This window comes from Terrabacter sp. LjRoot27, assembly GCF_964254175.1.
Classification (GTDB): Bacteria; Actinomycetota; Actinomycetes; order Actinomycetales; family Dermatophilaceae; genus Terrabacter.
Genome location: NZ_CAXUSS020000001.1, coordinates 2,128,987 through 2,147,292 on the forward strand (window position 1 = coordinate 2,128,987; position 18,306 = coordinate 2,147,292).

General features: G+C 72.4%; 18 protein-coding genes. 14 read left to right on the plus strand and 4 right to left on the minus strand.

Annotated elements, in window-relative coordinates; all coding sequences use genetic code 11:
• Positions 1-2: 2 nt before the first annotated feature.
• The 4 genes from ACSQ2D_RS09990 to ACSQ2D_RS10005 are packed head-to-tail and all read left to right on the plus strand — an operon-like array spanning position 3 to position 5,236.
• Complete coding sequence (locus ACSQ2D_RS09990) at positions 3-2,702, plus strand: bifunctional acetate--CoA ligase family protein/GNAT family N-acetyltransferase (protein WP_435985800.1); 2,700 nt, start codon at positions 3-5, stop codon at positions 2,700-2,702.
• 59 nt (positions 2,703-2,761) lie between these two features.
• Positions 2,762-3,361 (plus strand): DUF5998 family protein, encoded by a 600-nt coding sequence (locus ACSQ2D_RS09995; RefSeq protein ID WP_435985801.1) that lies wholly within the window; start codon positions 2,762-2,764, stop codon positions 3,359-3,361.
• Positions 3,362-3,371: 10 nt separating this feature from the next.
• Positions 3,372-4,532, plus strand: a complete 1,161-nt coding sequence (locus tag ACSQ2D_RS10000) for an alkaline phosphatase family protein (protein ID WP_435985802.1) — start codon at positions 3,372-3,374, stop codon at positions 4,530-4,532.
• Between the two features lie 11 nt (positions 4,533-4,543).
• Positions 4,544-5,236 carry a thymidine kinase gene (locus ACSQ2D_RS10005; RefSeq protein WP_435985803.1) on the plus strand — a complete coding sequence of 231 codons (693 nt, stop codon included), beginning with the start codon at positions 4,544-4,546 and terminating at the stop codon, positions 5,234-5,236.
• A gap of 158 nt (positions 5,237-5,394) precedes the next feature.
• Here ACSQ2D_RS10005 and sepH read toward each other — a convergent pair whose 3' ends face one another.
• Positions 5,395-6,906, minus strand: coding sequence for a septation protein SepH (gene sepH, locus ACSQ2D_RS10010; protein WP_435985804.1), 1,512 nt, complete (start codon positions 6,904-6,906; stop codon positions 5,395-5,397).
• Positions 6,907-7,056: 150 nt separating this feature from the next.
• Here sepH and ACSQ2D_RS10015 point away from each other — a divergent pair, with 150 nt between their 5' ends.
• Genes ACSQ2D_RS10015 through ACSQ2D_RS10025 form a run of 3 tightly spaced genes read left to right on the plus strand, consistent with a single transcriptional unit; the run spans position 7,057 to position 9,777 of the window.
• Positions 7,057-7,692, plus strand: a complete 636-nt coding sequence (locus ACSQ2D_RS10015) for a trimeric intracellular cation channel family protein (protein ID WP_435985805.1) — start codon at positions 7,057-7,059, stop codon at positions 7,690-7,692.
• A gap of 59 nt (positions 7,693-7,751) precedes the next feature.
• Positions 7,752-8,879, plus strand: a complete 1,128-nt coding sequence (locus ACSQ2D_RS10020) for a ferrochelatase (protein WP_435985806.1) — start codon at positions 7,752-7,754, stop codon at positions 8,877-8,879.
• Between the two features lie 10 nt (positions 8,880-8,889).
• Complete coding sequence (locus ACSQ2D_RS10025) at positions 8,890-9,777, plus strand: inositol monophosphatase family protein (RefSeq protein ID WP_435985807.1); 888 nt, start codon at positions 8,890-8,892, stop codon at positions 9,775-9,777.
• A 122-nt stretch (positions 9,778-9,899) separates the two neighbouring features.
• Here ACSQ2D_RS10025 and ACSQ2D_RS10030 read toward each other — a convergent pair whose 3' ends face one another.
• Positions 9,900-10,085, minus strand: a complete 186-nt coding sequence (locus ACSQ2D_RS10030; protein WP_435985808.1) for a hypothetical protein — start codon at positions 10,083-10,085, stop codon at positions 9,900-9,902.
• Between the two features lie 349 nt (positions 10,086-10,434).
• Between ACSQ2D_RS10030 and ACSQ2D_RS10035 the strand changes: the two genes are divergently transcribed.
• The 5 genes from ACSQ2D_RS10035 to ACSQ2D_RS10055 all read left to right on the plus strand — a co-directional run bounded on the left by ACSQ2D_RS10035 (position 10,435) and on the right by ACSQ2D_RS10055 (position 13,304).
• A complete protein-coding gene (locus tag ACSQ2D_RS10035; RefSeq protein ID WP_020145516.1) occupies positions 10,435-10,734 on the plus strand; it encodes a DUF4193 domain-containing protein in 300 nt (99 codons plus the stop codon).
• A gap of 53 nt (positions 10,735-10,787) precedes the next feature.
• Positions 10,788-11,285, plus strand: a complete 498-nt coding sequence (dut, locus tag ACSQ2D_RS10040; protein ID WP_435985809.1) for a dUTP diphosphatase — start codon at positions 10,788-10,790, stop codon at positions 11,283-11,285.
• Between the two features lie 97 nt (positions 11,286-11,382).
• The gene (locus ACSQ2D_RS10045) at positions 11,383-12,135 is read left to right on the plus strand and encodes a DUF3710 domain-containing protein (RefSeq protein WP_435985810.1); all 753 of its coding nucleotides are present in this window, start codon (positions 11,383-11,385) and stop codon (positions 12,133-12,135) included.
• A 10-nt stretch (positions 12,136-12,145) separates the two neighbouring features.
• Positions 12,146-12,574, plus strand: a complete 429-nt coding sequence (locus tag ACSQ2D_RS10050; RefSeq protein ID WP_435985811.1) for an OB-fold nucleic acid binding domain-containing protein — start codon at positions 12,146-12,148, stop codon at positions 12,572-12,574.
• Positions 12,567-13,304 (plus strand): DUF3159 domain-containing protein, encoded by a 738-nt coding sequence (locus tag ACSQ2D_RS10055; RefSeq protein ID WP_435985812.1) that lies wholly within the window; start codon positions 12,567-12,569, stop codon positions 13,302-13,304. The genes ACSQ2D_RS10050 and ACSQ2D_RS10055 overlap by 8 nt, the downstream gene beginning before the upstream one ends.
• A gap of 23 nt (positions 13,305-13,327) precedes the next feature.
• Here ACSQ2D_RS10055 and ACSQ2D_RS10060 read toward each other — a convergent pair whose 3' ends face one another.
• Both ACSQ2D_RS10060 and ACSQ2D_RS10065 read right to left on the minus strand, forming a co-directional pair.
• Positions 13,328-14,014, minus strand: a complete 687-nt coding sequence (locus tag ACSQ2D_RS10060) for a potassium channel family protein (RefSeq protein ID WP_435985813.1) — start codon at positions 14,012-14,014, stop codon at positions 13,328-13,330.
• A 24-nt stretch (positions 14,015-14,038) separates the two neighbouring features.
• Positions 14,039-14,701: a potassium channel family protein gene (locus ACSQ2D_RS10065; RefSeq protein ID WP_435985814.1), complete on the minus strand. Its 663-nt coding sequence runs from the start codon at positions 14,699-14,701 to the stop codon at positions 14,039-14,041.
• 204 nt (positions 14,702-14,905) lie between these two features.
• On the opposite strand from ACSQ2D_RS10065, the gene ACSQ2D_RS10070 reads away from it, so the two are divergent.
• Positions 14,906-16,867 carry an APC family permease gene (locus ACSQ2D_RS10070; RefSeq protein ID WP_435987842.1) on the plus strand — a complete coding sequence of 654 codons (1,962 nt, stop codon included), beginning with the start codon at positions 14,906-14,908 and terminating at the stop codon, positions 16,865-16,867.
• Positions 16,864-18,135: a class I SAM-dependent RNA methyltransferase gene (locus tag ACSQ2D_RS10075; protein ID WP_435985815.1), complete on the plus strand. Its 1,272-nt coding sequence runs from the start codon at positions 16,864-16,866 to the stop codon at positions 18,133-18,135. Before ACSQ2D_RS10070 ends, ACSQ2D_RS10075 begins: the two co-directional genes overlap by 4 nt.
• Positions 18,136-18,306 lie beyond the last annotated feature (171 nt).

An 18,306-nucleotide genomic window follows, 5' to 3' on the forward strand; every position in this document is an offset into this window, starting at 1 on the left:
GCATGGAGGGTGGCGAGCTCAGCGACGAGACCGGCGCGATCGAGCGGGTCTCGGCGCAGGCCACGGGTGCCCCCGTCGAGTGGGAGGCGGACGTCGTGCTCCGGGACGGCACCGTGGCGCACATCCGGCCGATCACGCCCGACGACGCGGACGGCATACGCCACTTCCACAGCCTCCAGTCGGAGGAGTCGATCTACCTGCGCTTCTTCGCCCCGCTGCGCGAGCTGAGCGCCCGGGACCTTCACCGCTTCACGCACGTCGACCACCACGACCGGGTCGCCCTCGTCGCGACGCTCGACGGCGAGATCATCGGCATCGGCCGCTACGACCGCATCGACCCGACCTCGGCCGAGGTCGCCTTCAACATCTCGGACCACTACCAGGGCAAGGGCATCGGCTCGGTCATGCTCGAGCACCTGGCCGCCATCGCGCAGGAGATGGGGATCAACCGGTTCGTCGCCGAGGTCCTGCCGCAGAACCGCAAGATGCTCACCGTCTTCAAGGAGGCGGGCTACGAGGTCACGCACCACATCGAGGACGGCGTCGTCGAGGTCTCCTTCGACATCTCGCCGACCGAGCAGAGCAAGGCCGTCCAGCTCTCGCGGGAGCACCGGGCCGAGTCCCGCAGCATGCACACGATCCTCTTCCCGGAGCGGGTCGCGATCATCGGCGCGAGCCGGCGGGAGGAGTCGATCGGCGCCCTCGTCATGCGCAACATCCTGGCCGCCGGCTACCAGGGCGAGCTCTACCCGATCCACCGGGTGGCCGACCGGATCCAGGGCCTCACCGCCTACCCGAGCATCCAAGACGTGCCGGAGCCCGTGGACCTCGCCATCGTCGTCGTCCCGGCGGCGCAGGCCATCGAGGTCGTCAAGGACTGCGGCAAGGCCGGTGTCAAGGCGCTCCTCGTCCTCTCAGCCGGCTTCGCCGAGGCGGGCGAGGAGGGAGTTCGCCTGCAGGAGAAGCTCCGTCGTCGGGTGCGTCGCGCCGGGATGCGCATCGTCGGCCCGAACAGCTTCGGCCTCATCAACAACGACCCGTCGGTGCGCCTCAACGCCACGCTCGCCTCGGTCATCCCCGAGTCCGGTCGTCTCGGTCTCTTCGCCCAGAGCGGTGCGCTCGGCGTCGCGGTGCTCGCCTCGGCGGCCCGGCGCGGCCTCGGCATCTCGGTGTTCGCGTCGGCCGGCAACCGCGTCGACGTCTCGGGCAACGACCTCATGCAGTACTGGATCGACGACCAGGAGACCGACACCGTCGGCCTCTACCTCGAGTCGATGGGCAACCCGCGCAAGTTCTCCCGCATCGCCCGGGCGCTCGCGGCGGTCAAGCCCGTCGTCGTCGTGAGCTCGGGGGTCTCGAGCTTCGCCGCCCCGCCCGGGCACCGCACCCGCGTCACCAACGTGCCCCCGCAGGCGTTCGACGCGCTGCTGCGCCAGGCCGGTGTCATCCGCGTGGAGAACGTCCACCAGCTCTTCGACGTCGCCCAGCTGACCCTGCACCAGCCGCTGCCGAAGGGTGACCGCGTCGCCATCGTCGGCAACTCCGACGCCCTGGGCGCCCTGAGTGCGAGCGCCTGCGTCAGCTGGGGCCTGCGGGTGACGCACGGCCCGGTCTCGCTGCCGCCGCAGGCGTCGGCCGAGGAGTTCGCCGCCGCGCTCGACGCCGCCTTCGCCGATCCCGAGGTCGACAGCGTCGTCGCCGCCTTCATCCCGCCGCTCGTGACGCAGGACGAAGAGGTGCACATGGCGGTCCGCACCATCGTTGCCGACCACGAGAAGCCGTGCGTCGCAACGTTCCTCGGCATGCGCGGAGTCGGTGACGGGCTCTCCTACGAGCAGCACGGCATCCGGCGGTCGGTGCCGGCGTACTCCATGCCCGAGGACGGCATCCGGGCGCTCAACGCCGTGACGCGCTACGCCCTCTGGCGCCAGCGCGACCGCGGCACCCAGGTCGCGCCGGTCGGCATCGACCGGCTCCGCGCCGAGGCGCTCCTCGACGGCTACCTCGCGGGCAGCCCCGACGGGCGTGCGCTGACGCGCGAGGAGGCGCGCGAGCTGCTCGGGGCCTACGGCATACGCGTCTGGCCCGCCGTGGAGGTCGCGGGCGTCGACGCCGCCGTGGCCGCCGCCGAGGAGCTGACCTACCCCGTCATCCTCAAGTCGACCTCGCCGGTCGTGCGCCACCAACCCGGCCTCGTCGGGGTGCGCGGCGACCTCGTCGACGCCGAGGCCGTCCGCGACGCCTACACGTCCCTGACCCAGCGGCTCGGGCCCCTGGGAGCCGACCGGTTCGTCGTGCAGCGCATGGCCGTCCCCGGCGTCTCGTGCGTCATCCGCGCGAGCGAGGACCCGCTCTTCGGTCCGGTCGTCAGCTTCTCCGTCGCCGGGCCTCCGACGGAGCTGCTCGGCGACGTCGCGCACCGCATCCCGCCGCTGACCGACGTCGACGTCACCGACCTCATCGACAGCGTCAAGGCGGCGCCCCTGCTCAGTGGGCACCGGGGTGCGGCACCGGTGCACCGCGCGGCGCTCGCCGACCTCATCGCGCGGCTGTCGGTGCTCGCGGACGACCACCCCGAGCTGTCCTCGGTCGAGCTCAACCCCGTCAACGCCTGGACCGGCGGGGTCGACGTGCTCGGCGCCGAGGTCGTCGTGCGACCCGCCCTCGTGCGCAAGGACCCCGGCCGCCGGCGGATGACCTGACGCCGCACGGTGTGGACCGCTGGGAGGGGTCATTCTCTCGCTGGTGCAAGGATGGGGGCATGCGACGCGTCACCACGGGCACCGGTCGGGCCCTTCCCGAAGACCTCACCGAGGCGATCACCCGAGCCGGCTACTACCCCTCGCTCGTCTGCGACGTCGTCGAGTCGGCGATCGCCGACGACGAGGTCGTCTCGCACCTCGTGCACCAGGAGACGACCTTCGACCACGAGACGGTGCGCCGTCACGTCACGGTGCTCGTCGTCACGCCGCAGCGGCTCGTCATCGCGCACGCCGACGACCACGCCGAGTCCGAGGACAAGCTGATGGCGACGGCCACGACCGAGACGGTGCCGCTCGCCGCCGTGCGCGGCGTCATGCTGACCCACGTCGTGGCCCAGCCCGACACGTTCACGCCCGGCACCCACGGCCGCGACCTGACCCTGACGCTCGGCTGGGGCGCCGTGAGCCGGCTCGACATGATCCCCGCCGCCTGCGGCGACCCTGACTGCACCGCCGACCACGGCTTCGAGGGGACCATCGCCTCCGACGACATCTCGCTGCGCATCAGCTCGGCCGCCGACGGCGAGGACGCCGTGGGTCGCGCGATGAGCTTCGCCCGGGTGCTCTCCGCGAGCATCGGCGGCGGCACGGCGCACTGACGCGCGCGCCGTGGCCGACGACGTGACCACCCACGCCGCCACGCCGACCGACTGGTCGGCGGGCACCCTGGCATCGGTGCTCCCGTCGGTCGCCGACCGTCTCGGCGTGCCGCGGTATGCCGGCCGCGACGTCTTCGACCTGCCCGCGGTGCCGCGCACCGTCGTCGTGCTCGTCGACGGGCTCGGTCACGACCTGCTGCGCCAGCGCAGCGGCCACGCGCCCTTCCTGCGCAGCCACCTCGGCACCGCCCACCGGGTGCCGTGCGGCTTCCCGACCACGACGGCGACGTCGATGGGGACCTTCGGCACGGGTCTGCCGCCGGGCTCCCACGGTCTGGTGGGCATGCAGGTGCTCGACCCCGCCACCGACCGGCTGCTCAACGAGCTGTCCTGGGAGGACGGTCCCGACCCTCGGGCCTGGCAGCCGAACGAGACGGTCTTCGAGGCCGCCGAGAACGCCGGCGTCTCGGTGACCATGGTGGGTCCGCACTACTTCGACGGCTCGGGCCTGACCACCGCCGCCCTGCGCGGCGGGCGCTTCCGGGCCGGGCGCACGCTCGACGACCGCGTCTCCGCCGCGGCCTCGGCGGTGCGGGCGACGCCGCGTGCCCTCGTCTACCTCTACTGGGGCGAGGTCGACAAGATCGGCCACGTGCACGGCTGCCAGTCGTGGCAGTGGGGCGACGAGGTCGAGTCGGTCGACGCCGCGCTCCGGCAGCTCGCCGCGCGCGTCCCGGACGACACGTCGATCGTCGTCACGGCTGACCACGGCATGGTCGACGTCCCCTTCCACGACCGCATCGACCTCGTGCGCGAGCCGGAGCTCATGGCTGGCGTGCGCCATCTCGGCGGTGAGCCGCGCAACCTCCAGCTCTACGCCGAGGCCGGCGCCACCGATGACGTCGAGGCTGCGTGGGCGGCCCGGCTCGGTGACCGGGCGCGCATCCTCACCCGTGAGCGCGCCGTCGACGAGGGCTGGTTCGGCCCCGTGCGCGCGGGTGTCGAGGGCCGGATCGGCGACCTCCTCGTCGTCACGGAGGGCTCCTTCGCCGTCGTGCACTCCGGGCTGATGCGGCGCGAGGTGGTCGCGCTGCTCGGTCTGCACGGCTCGACGAGCGACGCGGAACTCGCCGTGCCGGTGGTCGTGGTGCCACCCCGCCGGGGCGCCTAGGGTGGTGCCTCGTGGCTGAGCTCGTCTTCTTCTCCGGGACCATGGACTGCGGCAAGTCGACCCTCGCCCTCCAGATGGACCACAACCACGGCGCGCGGGGTCGCGTCGGTCTCATCTTCACCAAGATGGACCGCGCCGGCGCCAACGTCCTCAGCTCGCGGCTCGGTCTGTCGACGGGCGCCCTCGAGGTCCGCGACGACCTCGACTTCTGGGAGGCGATCGTCGACCGGGCCACGGCGGGCACCCGCATCGACTACCTCATCTGCGACGAGGCCCAGTTCTACACCAGTGACCAGGTCGAGCAGCTCGCGCGGATCGTCGACGAGATGGACGTCGACGTCTTCGCCTTCGGCATCACGGCCGACTTCCGCACCGAGCTCTTCCCCGGCAGCAAGCGGCTCATCGAGCTCGCCGACAAGGTGCAGGTGCTCCAGGTCGAGGCGCTGTGCTGGTGCGGCCGTCGCGCGACGACCAACGCCCGCGTCATGGACGGCGTCATGGTCGTCGAGGGAGAGCAGGTCGTCGTCGGCGACACGAAGCCCGGCACGACCGGGCTCGTCGAGTACGAGGTGCTCTGCCGCCGGCACTACATGCGCCGGATGACCTCGCACGCCGCCCGGGCCGCCGCGATCTCGCCCGAGGTGCTGCCCTTCGACCTCGACGTCTGCCCGCTGCCGCCGCTGCCCATCACCCAGGCCGACTGAGCGCCCACGTCCCCAGCCGAGGGCGTATGCCGTCCCGCGAGCTCCGGGACCCGCCACCCGGGCGCCGCGGCGCCCGACGGGTCGGTGCGAGGGCCGGGTGGGGGACGGTCTGCGTGCCGTGGCCCCCTAATGGTTGCGGGGGAGGCGCTGGGTGGCCGTCAGTCGTTCTTGCGGCCGAACATGATGTCGTCCCAGCTCGGCACGCTCGGCCGTCCGGACTTGCGCGCCGGTGGAGCCGGGCGGGGGACCGGCTTGGCCGCCGGAGCGGCTGCCCGCTGCTCGACGACGTCGTAGCCGTCGTCGTCGGGCTCACCGGACTCGTCGCGATCCTCGGCTGCGGGGGAGGGCTCGCCCTTCCCGGCGGGGACGCGTGACAGTCGCCGGGAGTCCTCGCGGCGGTGCGCGGCGGGCCGCAGCGGCTCCTCGACGGGCTCCGGGTCCGACGACGACCGGTCCGTCGGGTCGTCGGCGACCTCAGCGGCGTCGTCGAGGTCGACCTCCTGACGGCGGTGCTGATCGAGCTCGGCCGCCGACTCGCTGACGGCCTCGGCCGCCGGCTCGGGCTGGCCAGCAGACTCACGCTCGGGCTCGCGGGTCAGGTCAGCGGGGTCGGAATCGGGTGCAGGCTCCGCCGGGTCCGGGTCCGGGTCCGGGTCCGGACCCGGGGCGGCGGTCGACTGCTCCGGCGCCTGTCGCACGGGCTGGGTGGGCTCGGTGCGCCGTGCCTTGCGGCGGGCGGCGTCGACCCCGACGCGCTGCTCGACGGAGCCGGTCTTGACGACCTCGGGGTCGTCCTCAGGGTGCGTGTGCGCCGGCGGCGGCAGCTCGTCGCGTGGGTCGCCGGCGAGCTCCTGCAGCGGCAGGGCCTCCTCGGGCGCCTCGTCGAGGCCGGGGACCTCGGTGGACTTGGGACGGCGGCGACGACCGCGCTGGGCGCTTCGCTCGCGCATGGCGGCCATGAGGTCGACGGTCTCGCCCTCGCGGCGCCGCATCGTGGCCGCACCGACCCCACCCTCGGCCTCGACGTCGTAGACGCGGCTCGGACGGTTGGAGGCGCTGAGGTGCGGGGCCGGGATCGGGCCGGGAGCCTGCTGGTCCTCGTCCTCGCTGAGCCAGCGGGCCTCGTCGTCGACGGCCGAGACGGTGCGGGCGAGCGGGTCGTACTGCCAGGCGGCCTCGCGCTCGCGACCGCCGGCGGTGAAGAGCAGCAGGACGGTCCAGGCGCCCTTGTCGGTGCGACGGGAGTCCCAGCGCGCTGTCACGGAGTCGATCTCGCGGGTGCGCAGGCGCTCGGTGACCCGCGCGTCGAGGGTGGGAGCCGCGCCGTGGGATCCGCCGCGCGGGCGCAGCCGGACCTGGCGGGCGAGGCCGGCGACGTGCTCGCGCTCGGCGAGGATCGGACCCTCGTAGCGATGGACCTTCTCGACGGTCCAGCCGGCGCGCTCGGCGACCTCCTCGGCCGTCATGCCCGCCCGGATCATCGCCTGGACGTCCTTGGGCCGCAGGCCGCCCGAGATCTCGATCTGGAGCTGGCCGAGCCGCGGCCGGTCGCGCCGCACCGCAGCGCGGAGCGAGTCGTCGAGCGGGACGGAGAAGCGGTTGCCCTCGTCGTCGGCCAGCAGCAGGTGCAATCCGTCCTCGTGGACGCCGACGAGCCTGAGGAGCTGCATGGGTGGGTCTCCCGGTACCGAGTCTGCGTGGTCCTGCCGTGAAGGGTGCGCCGGTCGCTGGTGCCGGCCGGTGCGCCGTGCTGTCGAGCATGCCACCGGCCCGGGTGCGCACCAAAGCGACCACGCCGCACGGGTACCGTTTGCTCTGGCATGCCTACCTCTTTCGCGTCCGCGCAGCTCGCCCTCGACCTCGTCGGCGTGTTCGTCTTCGCGCTCTCCGGTGGCCTCGTGGCCGTCAAGAAGCGCTTCGACCTCTTCGGGGTGCTCGTGCTGGCCTGCGCTGCGGCCCTCGGCGGCGGCATCGTGCGCGACCTGCTCATCGGCGACATCCCGCCGGTCGGCATCAGCGACTGGCGGCTGCTGACCGCCGCGGCGCTCGGCGGCCTCGTCACGTTCCTCTTCCACCCGGGCGTCGAGCGCATCACCCGCTTCGTCCGCGTGCTCGACGCCGCCGGCCTCGGCGCCTTCGCCGTCGCGGGCAGCCTCAAGGCCGTGACGACGCTGGGGGTCTCGCCCATCGCGGCCGTCCTCGTGGGCGTCATCACGGCGGTCGGGGGCGGGGTCGTGCGCGACCTGCTGGCGGGCCAGGTGCCCGAGGTGCTGCGCCGCGAGCTGTATGCCGTCCCGGCCATGCTCGGCTCGATCCTCGTCGTCGTGGCCGCCCAGCTCGGGTCGCTCCAGGACTGGGTGCTCTGGACCGCCGCGGCTCTGGTCTTCGCCCTCCGGATGCTCGCCGTCCGCCTCGACCTCAACGCCCCGACCCCGTTGCGCTCCAACCCGACCTGACGACGGCGCACCACGGCCCTGGCCCCTCGAAACCCTGCTCACCCACCGATGGCGGAGACATGACATCAGACGCAGCACCGACGCCCGACCAGCCCCAGCCCTCGCCGCTCGAACCGTACGACGCCGTGATCCTGCTCGGCTTCGGCGGTCCCGAGGGCCCCGACGAGGTCATGCCGTTCCTGCGGCGCGTCACCGCCGGCCGGGGCATCCCGGACGAACGTCTCGAGGCCGTCGGCGAGCACTACCACCACTTCGGTGGCCGCAGCCCGATCAACGACCAGAACCGGGCGCTCATCGCGGCCCTGCGCGCCGAGCTCGACGGGCGCGGCATCAGCACACCGATCGTCTGGGGCAACCGCAACAGCGAGCCGTTCATCGACGACGCCCTGCGCGAGAGCCACGCGGCCGGGCACCGACGCGTCGTCGCCCTGACGACGAGCGCGTACTCGTGCTACTCCTCCTGTCGCCAGTACCGCGAGAACCTCGCCGACGCCGCCGCCACGGTGGCCGAGGACGGCATCGAGCTACAGATCGACAAGGTGTCGCAGTACGCCCGGCGCCCCGGGTTCGCCGCGGCCAACGCCGGCGAGCTCGTCCGGTCCCTGCGGGCGCTCGACGGCGCGCCGGACGCGGAGATCGCGCTGCTCTTCGTCACGCACTCGATCCCCGACGCCATGGACGACACGTCCGGTCCCGGCGACGGGGAGGGCAACCTCTACCAGCGCCAGCACCTGGCGCTCGCGTCGCAGCTCACCGAGGAGGCCAACCGCGTCCTCGGCCGCGACCTCACGGGTGAGCTCGTCTTCTGCTCGCGCTCGGGCCCGCCCACCCAGCCGTGGCTCGAGCCCGACGTCAACGACCGGATGCGCGAGCTCGCGGCGGCCGGGATCCGCACCGTCGTCACCGCTCCGATCGGCTTCGTCAGCGACCACATGGAGGTCGTCTACGACCTCGACACCGAGGCGCAGGAGACGGCCCACGAGCTGGGCCTGACCCACGTGCGCGTCCCGACGGTCGGCACGGACGAGGTCTTCGTCCGAGACCTCGTCGACGCCCTGCTGGAGCGCGCGGCGGAGGCCCGCGGCGAGGACGTGCCGCAGTTCGAGGGCCGGATGCCCTCGGTGTGCGCACCCGGCTGCTGTCCCAACCTGCGCCAGGCCCGCCCGGCCCTCTGCGGCAGCGACTGAGGACGCCGCGATGACGACCGAACGCCCTGTTCCCGCCCTCCCTTACGGTGTCACGGTCCAGGAGCTCGAGCGGCTCTGCGTCGAGCTCGCGGTGGAGGCCGCCCGCTTCATCCGTGACGAGCGCCCGCCCCGGATGGGCGTCGCCGCGACCAAGTCGACCGAGACCGATGTCGTGACCGTCATGGACCGGCGTTCCGAGGAGCTGCTCCACCGGCTCATCCAGGCGGCCCGCCCCGACGACGGCATCCTCGGCGAGGAGGGGGCCGACGTCACCGGCACCTCCGGCCTGACGTGGGTCGTCGACCCCATCGACGGCACCGTCAACTACCTCTACGAGATCCCTGCGTATGCCGTGTCCGTGGCCGTCGTCGTCGGGGACGCCCACTCCCAGGGTGGGTGGACCCCCGTCGCGGGTGCGGTCGCCGACCCGTGCCGGCGCCTCGTGCACCACGCCGGCCGGGGCACCGGAGCCCGGACGAGCCCGGAGGACCCGACCGAGGGCGTCGCGCCGAAGCAGCTGTCGGTCTCGGACGAGGACCGTCTCGCCCGCACCCTGCTCGCGACCGGCTTCGGCTACGCCCCCGAGGTCCGCGCCCGACAGGCGGAGGTGCTCCTGGGGGTCCTGCCCCTCGTCCGTGACATCCGACGCATCGGGAGTGCCGCCCTCGACCTCGTCCGCGTGGCCGAGGGCTCCGTCGACGCCTACGCCGAGACCGGCCTCAACGCCTGGGACCTCGCCGCGGGCTGGCTCGTCGTCGAGGAGGCGGGAGGCGTCGTCATCGGCGCGGGGGAGGAGCCCGGGTCGGCACCCGGCACCGCCCTCACCGTCGCCGCGGGACCCGACCTCGTCGAGCAGGTGCGCGCGCTCTTCGTCGCGCCGCAGGGCGCAAACGGCTGACCGTCACGCCGCTCGCTCGAGGACGCAGGACGAACGCCCCACCCGGCCGAGCCGGGTGGGGCGCCTGTCGTCGTGCGGGAGCGGACGGCATACGTCCGCGGTCGTGCGTCGGGTGACGCTGCTCAGGCCGCCTGGAACGGCTCGAGCTCGGGGACGCGGACGCCGTTCTCCGTGGCGAGGCGGGCGAAGGACTCCAGCTCGCCGGTGTGCACCTGCACGCGGTAGTCGTCACCCGCCTGTCGCGCCTCGGCGAGGTCGCCCAGCGCGTCGTTGACACGTTGCCTGATCTGGTCGACGAACTCGGTCATGGGTGCCACCTCCGGGCCTGGGTTGTCGATCGGTCGAGTCCGGAGACCCTACCGCGCCGTAGGACCACCAATGTGCACCCGTGAAGGTCGGCGGATGGCAAAGCGCAGGTGAACTGTTCGTCCGAAAAGGGCAGGTGTGAGTGGTGCGGGCGGGGGCGCGTCTCAGGCCTTGGCTCGGGCAACGTGACAACGCGGTGGGGATCGGGCACCATACGCGCACGCGGACATGTTTCGTCGCTGTTAACAACGTCGTTGACCGCGCGGGTTCTCCGGGAACAAGCACGGGCCCACGAGCGTTCTCCGCGTCACAGACCGCAAGGCGCAGCACGAGTAGAAGTGAGACAACGAGATGGCAACCGATTACGACGCGCCACGCAAGACTGACGACGATCTGAGCGAAGACTCCATCGAGGAGCTGAAGTCCCGTCGGGTCGACAAGACGTCGTCCAGCGTGGACGTCGACGAGACCGAGCAGGCCGAGGGCTTCGAGCTCCCGGGCGCCGACCTCTCCGGTGAGGAGCTGTCGGTGCGCGTCCTGCCCAAGCAGGCCGACGAGTTCACCTGTGGACGGTGTTTCCTCGTCCACCACCGCAGCCAGCTCGCCAAGGAGAGCAACGGCATGATGATCTGCACGGAGTGCGCAGCCTGAGCGCATTCCCCACCGGGCAGCAGCATGGCCAGGAGCAAGTAGGGTCGGTCCTCGTGACCGACCCTTGTGCTGTCCCGGTCCGGAGGCTCGACCCCGACCTGGCCCTGCCCCGCTACGCGCACCCCGGGGACGCCGGCGCCGACCTCTGCTCGCGCGTCGACCTGACCATCGAGCCGGGGGAGCGTGTCCTCGTGCCGACGGGTGTGGCCCTCGCTCTGCCCGCTGGTCACGCGGGCTTCGTGCACCCGCGCTCCGGCCTCGCGGCACGTCACGGCATCTCCATCGTCAACGCCCCCGGGACCGTCGACGAGGGCTACCGGGGCGAGATCCTCGTCAACCTCGTCAACCTCGACCCACGCGAGCCGTTCACGGTCCGCAGGGGCGACCGGATCGCCCAGCTCGTGGTGCAGCGGGTCGAGCGCGTGCACTTCGTCGAGGTGGATTCGCTCGACGACACCAGTCGGGGGGACACTGGACACGGATCCACCGGTGGGTTCGCCACCGGCGGCGCCGCCCCGCCGACACCGGGGGAGACGCCCACCGGGGCGTGATCATCGGATACGGTTCGCCGGGCGCTGCGTCAGCGCCGCGACGACCACGGGCGGGCATCGTGCCCACCGTGCAGCAGGACTCAAAGGACGGAATGACGTGGGACTCTTCAGCCGGGGCAAGTCGAAGGACCGCCCGGACACCGATGCCGTGGACCTTCCCGACGACCTCGAGCAGGACGAGCTCGGTGACGGCGACGTCGACGGTGACGGCGCCCCTGCGGCCACGTCCCGACCGCTCGACCGCAGCGAGGTCGAGGACGACTCCGACTACCTCAACCTCGGCGCCATCTGGCTGCGCGGGCAGCAGGGCATGGAGCTGCGCCTCGAGGTCAACGAGCAGGAGCAGCAGATCACGGGTGTGACCGCCGTCATCGGCGAGTCGGCCGTGCAGCTGCAGGCCTTCGCCGCTCCGCGCACCGAAGGTGTCTGGATCGACATCCGCAACGAGATCGCCGCGAGCATCGTCGACGCCGGCGGCACCGCCGAGGTCCTCACCGGCGAGTTCGGCGAGGAGCTGCTGACCCGGATGCCGCAGGCCGGCCCCGACGGCCGGACGGTCTTCATGCCGGCCCGCTTCGTCGGTGTCGACGGCCCCCGCTGGTTCCTCCGCGCCGTGGTCTCCGGCCGGGCCGCGATCGAGCCCGCCGCCGCCGACGCGGTGCACGACGTCATCCGGACGACGGTCATCGACCGTGGCGAGGAGGCCATGCCTCCCCGCGAGCTGCTGCCGCTGCGCCTCCCCGACGCCGATGGCGCCGCCCAGGCCGGTGAGCCGGACGACGCCGCCGAGCAGGGCGGTCCCGACCTCAAGCCGTTCGAGCGTGGACCCGAGATCACCGAGGTCCGTTGATGTCCGGCCCGTGTCCCGCACCGCGTCCGAGCCGGACGCGCCCGTGAGCACGGGCCAGCCCGGCGCCCTGCGTCGCCTCACCGACCGCCTGACCCGCTCGTCGCACGAGATCGAGGCGGCCGAGCTGCGCCGTGAGTCCTCGGACCTCGACGGCGTCGTGCACATCGGCGACGCGCCCCAGCGCGTCAGGGTCACCGTGTGCGGCGAGGTACGGTCCGTCACCCTGCGGCCGCGCGAGGAGACCCCGGCGCTCGACGTCGAGGTCTGGGACGGCACCGAGTCGCTCCACCTCGTGTGGCTCGGTCGTCGGCGCATCGCCGGCATCGTGCCCGGGGTCAAGATCCAGGCCACGGGCCGCATCACCACCCGCCGGAAGGTCAAGACGATGTTCAACCCGGCCTACGAGCTCATCGGCCGGGCGGGGCAGGCGCATGGCTGACGCCGAGGGCACGGCCGTGGGACCGGGCGGAGAGCGCACCGGGGAGGGCGACGGGGTCGTCCGCTCCGAGGCCGACCTGCGCCGCTACGACACCGTCGAGGAGCTGCTCCGCGACAAGCTGTCCGAGGCGCTGGGCGGCTGGCGCGGCGCCGTCGAGTCGGCCGTGCCGACCCTCGCCTTCGCCCTCGTGTGGGCGCGCACCGAGAACCTCCGCACGTCCCTCGTGGTCGCCGGCGTCCTCGTGGGCGTCCTCCTGCTCGTGCGCCTCGCCCAGCGCCAGGACCCTCGCTTCATCGCGTATGCCGCTGCGGGCGTGGGGATCTCGGCCTTCTTCGCGCTGCGGTCGGGTCGGGCGGAGGACGCGTTCCTGCCGGGCATGCTGCAGAACGCCGGGCTGCTCGTGCTGCTGCTCGTGACGAACCTGACGCGGTGGCCGCTCTTCGGCTTCGTCGTCGGGGTCGCCGAGCCCGAGGCGTTCGCCGAGAACCCCACGTGGTGGCGGCGGCACCCCGGCATCGTCACGGTCGCGGCGCGGCTCGCGTGGGTCCTCATCGCCCTCAACGTCGTCCGGCTCTCGATCATGGTGCCGCTCTACCTCGCCGAGCAGGTCGCCGCTCTGGGCGTGGCCAAGGTGGTGCTCGGCTGGCCGGCGTACCTGCTCGCCATCACGGCGATGGGCGCCATCCTGCTCCGCGGGCGCACGCCGATCGACCCCTCGCGGGTCGCCTGACGCCCGACCCGGCGACGTCGAGGTCAGTCCTCGAGGTGGGTGTGGTGCCGCTCGCCCGGTGCGACGAGGTCCTGGAGGCGGTCCTCCTGCTCCGTCGTCGTGATGAAGAGCAGCTCGTCGCCGGCCTCGATCGCGTCGTCAGGGGTGGGAGCGAGCGGACGCTCCTCGCGGATGATCGCGACGAGCACCGTGTCGGTCGGCCAGTCGACGTCGCCCACGCGGCGCCCGGCGAACGGGCTGCCCTCGGGGAGGGTGATCTCGACCATCGAGGCCCGGCCCTGCTGGAACTCGAAAATGCGCACGAGGTCGCCGATGCTCACGGCCTCCTCGATGAGCGCCGTCATGAGCCGTGGCGTCGACACCGCGACGTCGACGCCCCACGACTCGTCGAACATCCACTCGTTCTTCGGGTTGTTGACGCGGGCGACGGTGCGCGGGACCCCGAACTCGGTCTTGGCGAGGAGCGAGAGCACGAGGTTGGCCTTGTCGTCACCGGTGGCGGCGACGCACACGTCCGACTCCTCGAGCCTGGCCTCCTCGAGGGCGGCGAGCTCGCACGCGTCGGCGAGCAGCCACGACGCCTCGGGCACCCGTGAGGCCTGCACGTCGTCGGCGTCCTTGTCGATGAGCAGGACCTGGTGCCCGTTGCCGAGCAGCTCACGGGCGATGGAGCGGCCGACGCTTCCGGCTCCGGCGATGACGACGCGCATGGGGGTTTCTTCTCCTGTGCCGGGTCAGTGGGCGGCCGGGGCCTGGTCGCAGAGCCGCTCGACGCGAGCGAGGTCGTCGCGCGGGACGGTGAGGTGCACGAGGTCGCCCTGCTGGACGACCATGTCGGGCCGGGGGAGCGTGCCCTCGCCGAGCCGGGTGACGTAGGCGACGCGGGCGCCGGTCTGCTCCTCGAGATCGGTGAGGTGCCGGCCGACCCAGCCTTCGGCGAGGGGGACCTCGGCGATGACGATCTTGCCGCTCGGGTCGGTCAGCTCGGGCACGGCGCCCTGCGGCAGCAGCCGCTGGATCATCTGGTCGGCCGTCCAGCGCACCGTCGCGACGGTCGGGATGCCGAGGCGCTGGTAGACCATGGCGCGCTGCGGGTCGTAGATGCGGGCGGCGACGTGCTCGACCCCGAACGTCTCGCGCGCCACGCGGGCCGCGAGGATGTTGGAGTTGTCGCCGCTGCTGACGGCCGCGAAGGCGTAGGCGTCACGGATGCCGGCGGCGATGAGGGTGTCGCGGTCGAACCCGATGCCCGTGACGGTCTGGCCCTCGAAGGAGGTGCCCAGCCGGCGGAACGCGGAGGCGTCCGCGTCGATGATGGCGACGTCGTGGCCGTTGCGGCCCAGGGTGCGGGCGAGGGTCGACCCGACGCGGCCGCATCCCATGATGACGAAGTGCACGGACGCGACGCTACACCGTGGGGACGTCGCCCACCCCGCAGGCCGCGCAGGCCGGACGCCGAGCGAAACGTGCGGGACGGCATACGTTCTCGGGGCGGTGTCCGCGCCGTCCGGAGTGGGTCAGTGCGAGGGGACGATCCGTCATACAGTTGCGTCGTGCCCGGTACCGGTTCGCTGTTCAAGCGCCTCCTCCTCGGTCGCGCGATGCGCAGCGACAAGCTCGGGGAGACCCTGCTGCCCAAGCGCCTCGCGCTGCCGATCTTCGCGAGCGACGCCCTCTCGTCCGTGGCCTACGCGCCCGACGAGATCCTGCTCATGCTCGGGCTCGCCGGCGGCACGTTCGTCGCGACGCACAGCTGGCAGGTCACCATCGCGGTCGTCCTCGTCATGGTCGTCGTGGTGGCGTCGTACCGCCAGAACGTCCACGCCTACCCCTCGGGCGGCGGCGACTACGAGGTCGCGACCGTCAACCTCGGTCCGCGGGCCGGGCTCACGGTCGCGAGCGCCCTGCTCGTCGACTACGTCCTGACCGTCGCGGTGTCGATCTCGTCCGGCGTGCAGAACGCTGCCACGGTGCTCGGTTTCGTCCGCGGCCACGAGGTCATCGTCGCGGTGGCCCTCATCGTCTTCCTCACCGCCATGAACCTGCGCGGCGTCCGGGAGTCGGGCAAGGCGTTCGCCGTGCCCGTCTACGCCTTCATGCTCGCCATCATCGGGATGGGCGTCTACGGCTTCATCCAGCACTTCACGGGCAACCTGACGCCGGCCGAGAGCGCAGGCCTGACGCTCAAGCCCGAGGAGGGCCAGGGCCTCACCGGACTCGCTGCGGCCTTCCTGCTCCTGCGGGCGTTCTCGTCCGGCTGCGCGGCCCTGACCGGCGTCGAGGCCATCAGCAACGGCGTCCCGGCCTTCAAGAAGCCCAAGAGCACGAACGCCGCGACGACCCTGCTCCTCATGGGCACCCTGTCGGTCGTCATGCTCGGCTCGATCATCGCCCTGAGCCAGTGGACCGGCGTCAAGATCGCCGACGACCCGGGCGCCCAGCTGCTGCGCGACGGACAGCCGGTCGGTGACTCCTACATCCAGCACACGGCCATCGGCCAGCTCGCCGAGTCGGTGTTCGCGGACTTCCCGATCGGCGTCGTCTTCGTCTCGATCGTCACCGGCCTGATCCTCGTCCTCGCCGCCAACACGGCGTTCAACGGCTTCCCGGTGCTCGGCTCGATCCTCGCCCGCGACGGCTACCTGCCCCGCCAGATGCACACCCGCGGCGACCGGCTCGCCTTCAGCAACGGCATCCTCATCCTCGCCGGGGCGGCCATCGTCCTCGTCATCGTGTTCAAGGCCGAGGTCACCGCGCTGATCCAGCTCTACATCGTCGGGGTGTTCGTCTCCTTCACCACCTCGCAGATCGGCATGGTGCGGCACTGGACGCGCCACCTGCGCCTCGAGCGCAACGCCAAGGAACGGTCGCGCATGCAGCGGTCGCGCATCATCAACGCGGTGGGTGCGGCGATGTCGGCGACGGTGCTCATCGTCGTCCTCCTGACGAAGTTCCAGGCCGGGGCGAAGTACGCCATCCTCGCGATGGTCGTCCTCTTCGCCCTCATGCTCGGGATCAAGAAGCACTACAACCGCGTGCGTGACGAGCTCGCCATCGACTGGGACGTCGAGCGGCCCATGCTGCCGAGCCACGTGCACGCCATCGTCTGCATCTCCAAGGTGCACAAGCCGACGATGCGGGCGCTGGCGTACGCCCGGGCGAGCCGGCCGTCCTACCTCGAGGCCGTGACGGTCGACGTCGACCCCGACGAGACGCAGGCACTGCTCGACGAGTGGGACAAGCGCGAGATCCCGGTACCGCTCAAGGTGCTGTCCTCGCCGTACCGCCAGATCACGAAGCCGATCCTCGACTACGTGCGGTCGATCCGCAGCGGCAACCCCCGCGACATCGTCACGGTCTACCTCCCCGAGTACGTCCTCGGGAAGTGGTGGGAGCAGGTGCTGCACAACCAGAGCGCGCTGCGCCTGAAGGCCCGGCTGCTCTTCACCCCCGGTGTCATGGTCGTCAGCGTCCCGTGGCAGCTCCAGTCGTCCGAGGGCGCCGAGCGCGACTGGATCGACGAGCCGCCGATCAGCGGGTCCGTGCGCGGTGGAGCGCTGTGAGCGGCCGCCAGAACCGCGAGCGCGCCGCAGGGGGCGAGTCGCTCGTGGGACGGGAGTGGACCGTCGAGGTCGGGCCCGTCGCCCACGGTGGTCACTGCGTGGCCCGGCACGAGGGACAGGTCATCTTCGTGCGCCACACGCTGCCCGGCGAGCGCGTCGTCGCGCGCGTCACCGAGGGCCGCGTCGGTGACAGCTTCGTGCGTGCCGACGCCGTGGAGGTGCTCGAGGCCGCGCCCGGTCGCGTGCCCGCGCCGTGCCCGTATGCCGCCCCCGGGCTCTGCGGTGGATGCGACTTCCAGCACGCCTCCCTGGACACGCAGCGTGCGCTCAAGGGCGCCGTCGTGCGTGAGCAGTTCGCGCGGGTGGCAGGACTCGACGTCGACGTCGTCGTCCAGCCGGTGCCGGGCGACGAGGGAGGGCTGCGCTGGCGCACCCGGGTCGAGTTCGCCGTGGACGGTGCCGGGCGCGCGGGTCTGCGCGGTCACCGGTCGAGCCACATCGTGCCCGTCGAGGACTGCCTCATCGCCACCCGAGGGGTCATCGACTCCGGCGTGCTCGACACCGAGTGGCCCGACCTCGAGTCGGTCGACGTCATCGACGCCGTGCACCCCGACGAGCCGGTGCTCGTCCCGCTGCCCGCGCCGGAGGGTGGCGGCAGCGGCGGTGGGCTCGTCGGCGAGCTGGCCCGCGACGGCGACTGGGAGGGCGAGTACGTCGTCTCCGCGAGGGGCTTCTGGCAGGTGCACCCGGGCGCGGCGACGACGTTCCTGTCCCGTGTGTCGACGCTGCTCGGCGCCGAGCCGGGGGACCGCGTCCTCGACCTCTACGCCGGGTCGGGCCTCTTCACGATGCGCCTCGGAGAGCTCGTCGCGCCCGACGGTGTCGTCCTCGGTGTCGAGGGGGACCGTCGCGCGGTCGAGAACGGCGAGTCCAACACCGAGCACCTCGAGAACGTCGAGTGGCGGGCCAACCGCGTCGACGGTGAGCTGCGGTCGCTCGTGGACCAGGACGTGACTGCCGACCTCGTGGTGCTCGACCCGCCCCGCACGGGGGCCGGCAAGGACGTCATGGGGCTGCTCGCTCGGATGGGGCCGCGCCGCGTCGTCTACGTCGCGTGCGACCCCTCGGCCCTGGCCCGAGACGTCAAGGCCGCCGGGACGCACGGCTACGACCTCGTCTCCCTCGAGGCCTGGGACGCCTTCCCGATGACGCACCACGTCGAGTGCATCGCCGTGCTGGAGCCCCGTGACGGGTCCGCCAGCGCCTGAGCACACGTGGCCGAGAGCCCACTCGGCGCGCGGGGCATGGCGTGGGTGCGGGCGCATGGCCGGGGGACGGCGCACTGTCCGTGGCTCGTACTAGTGTTCGATCATGGAGTCGAGGAGTGCCGTGGGGAGCAGCGAGGTCGCTGCCGGTGGCGTGCTCGCCTTCGTCACCCA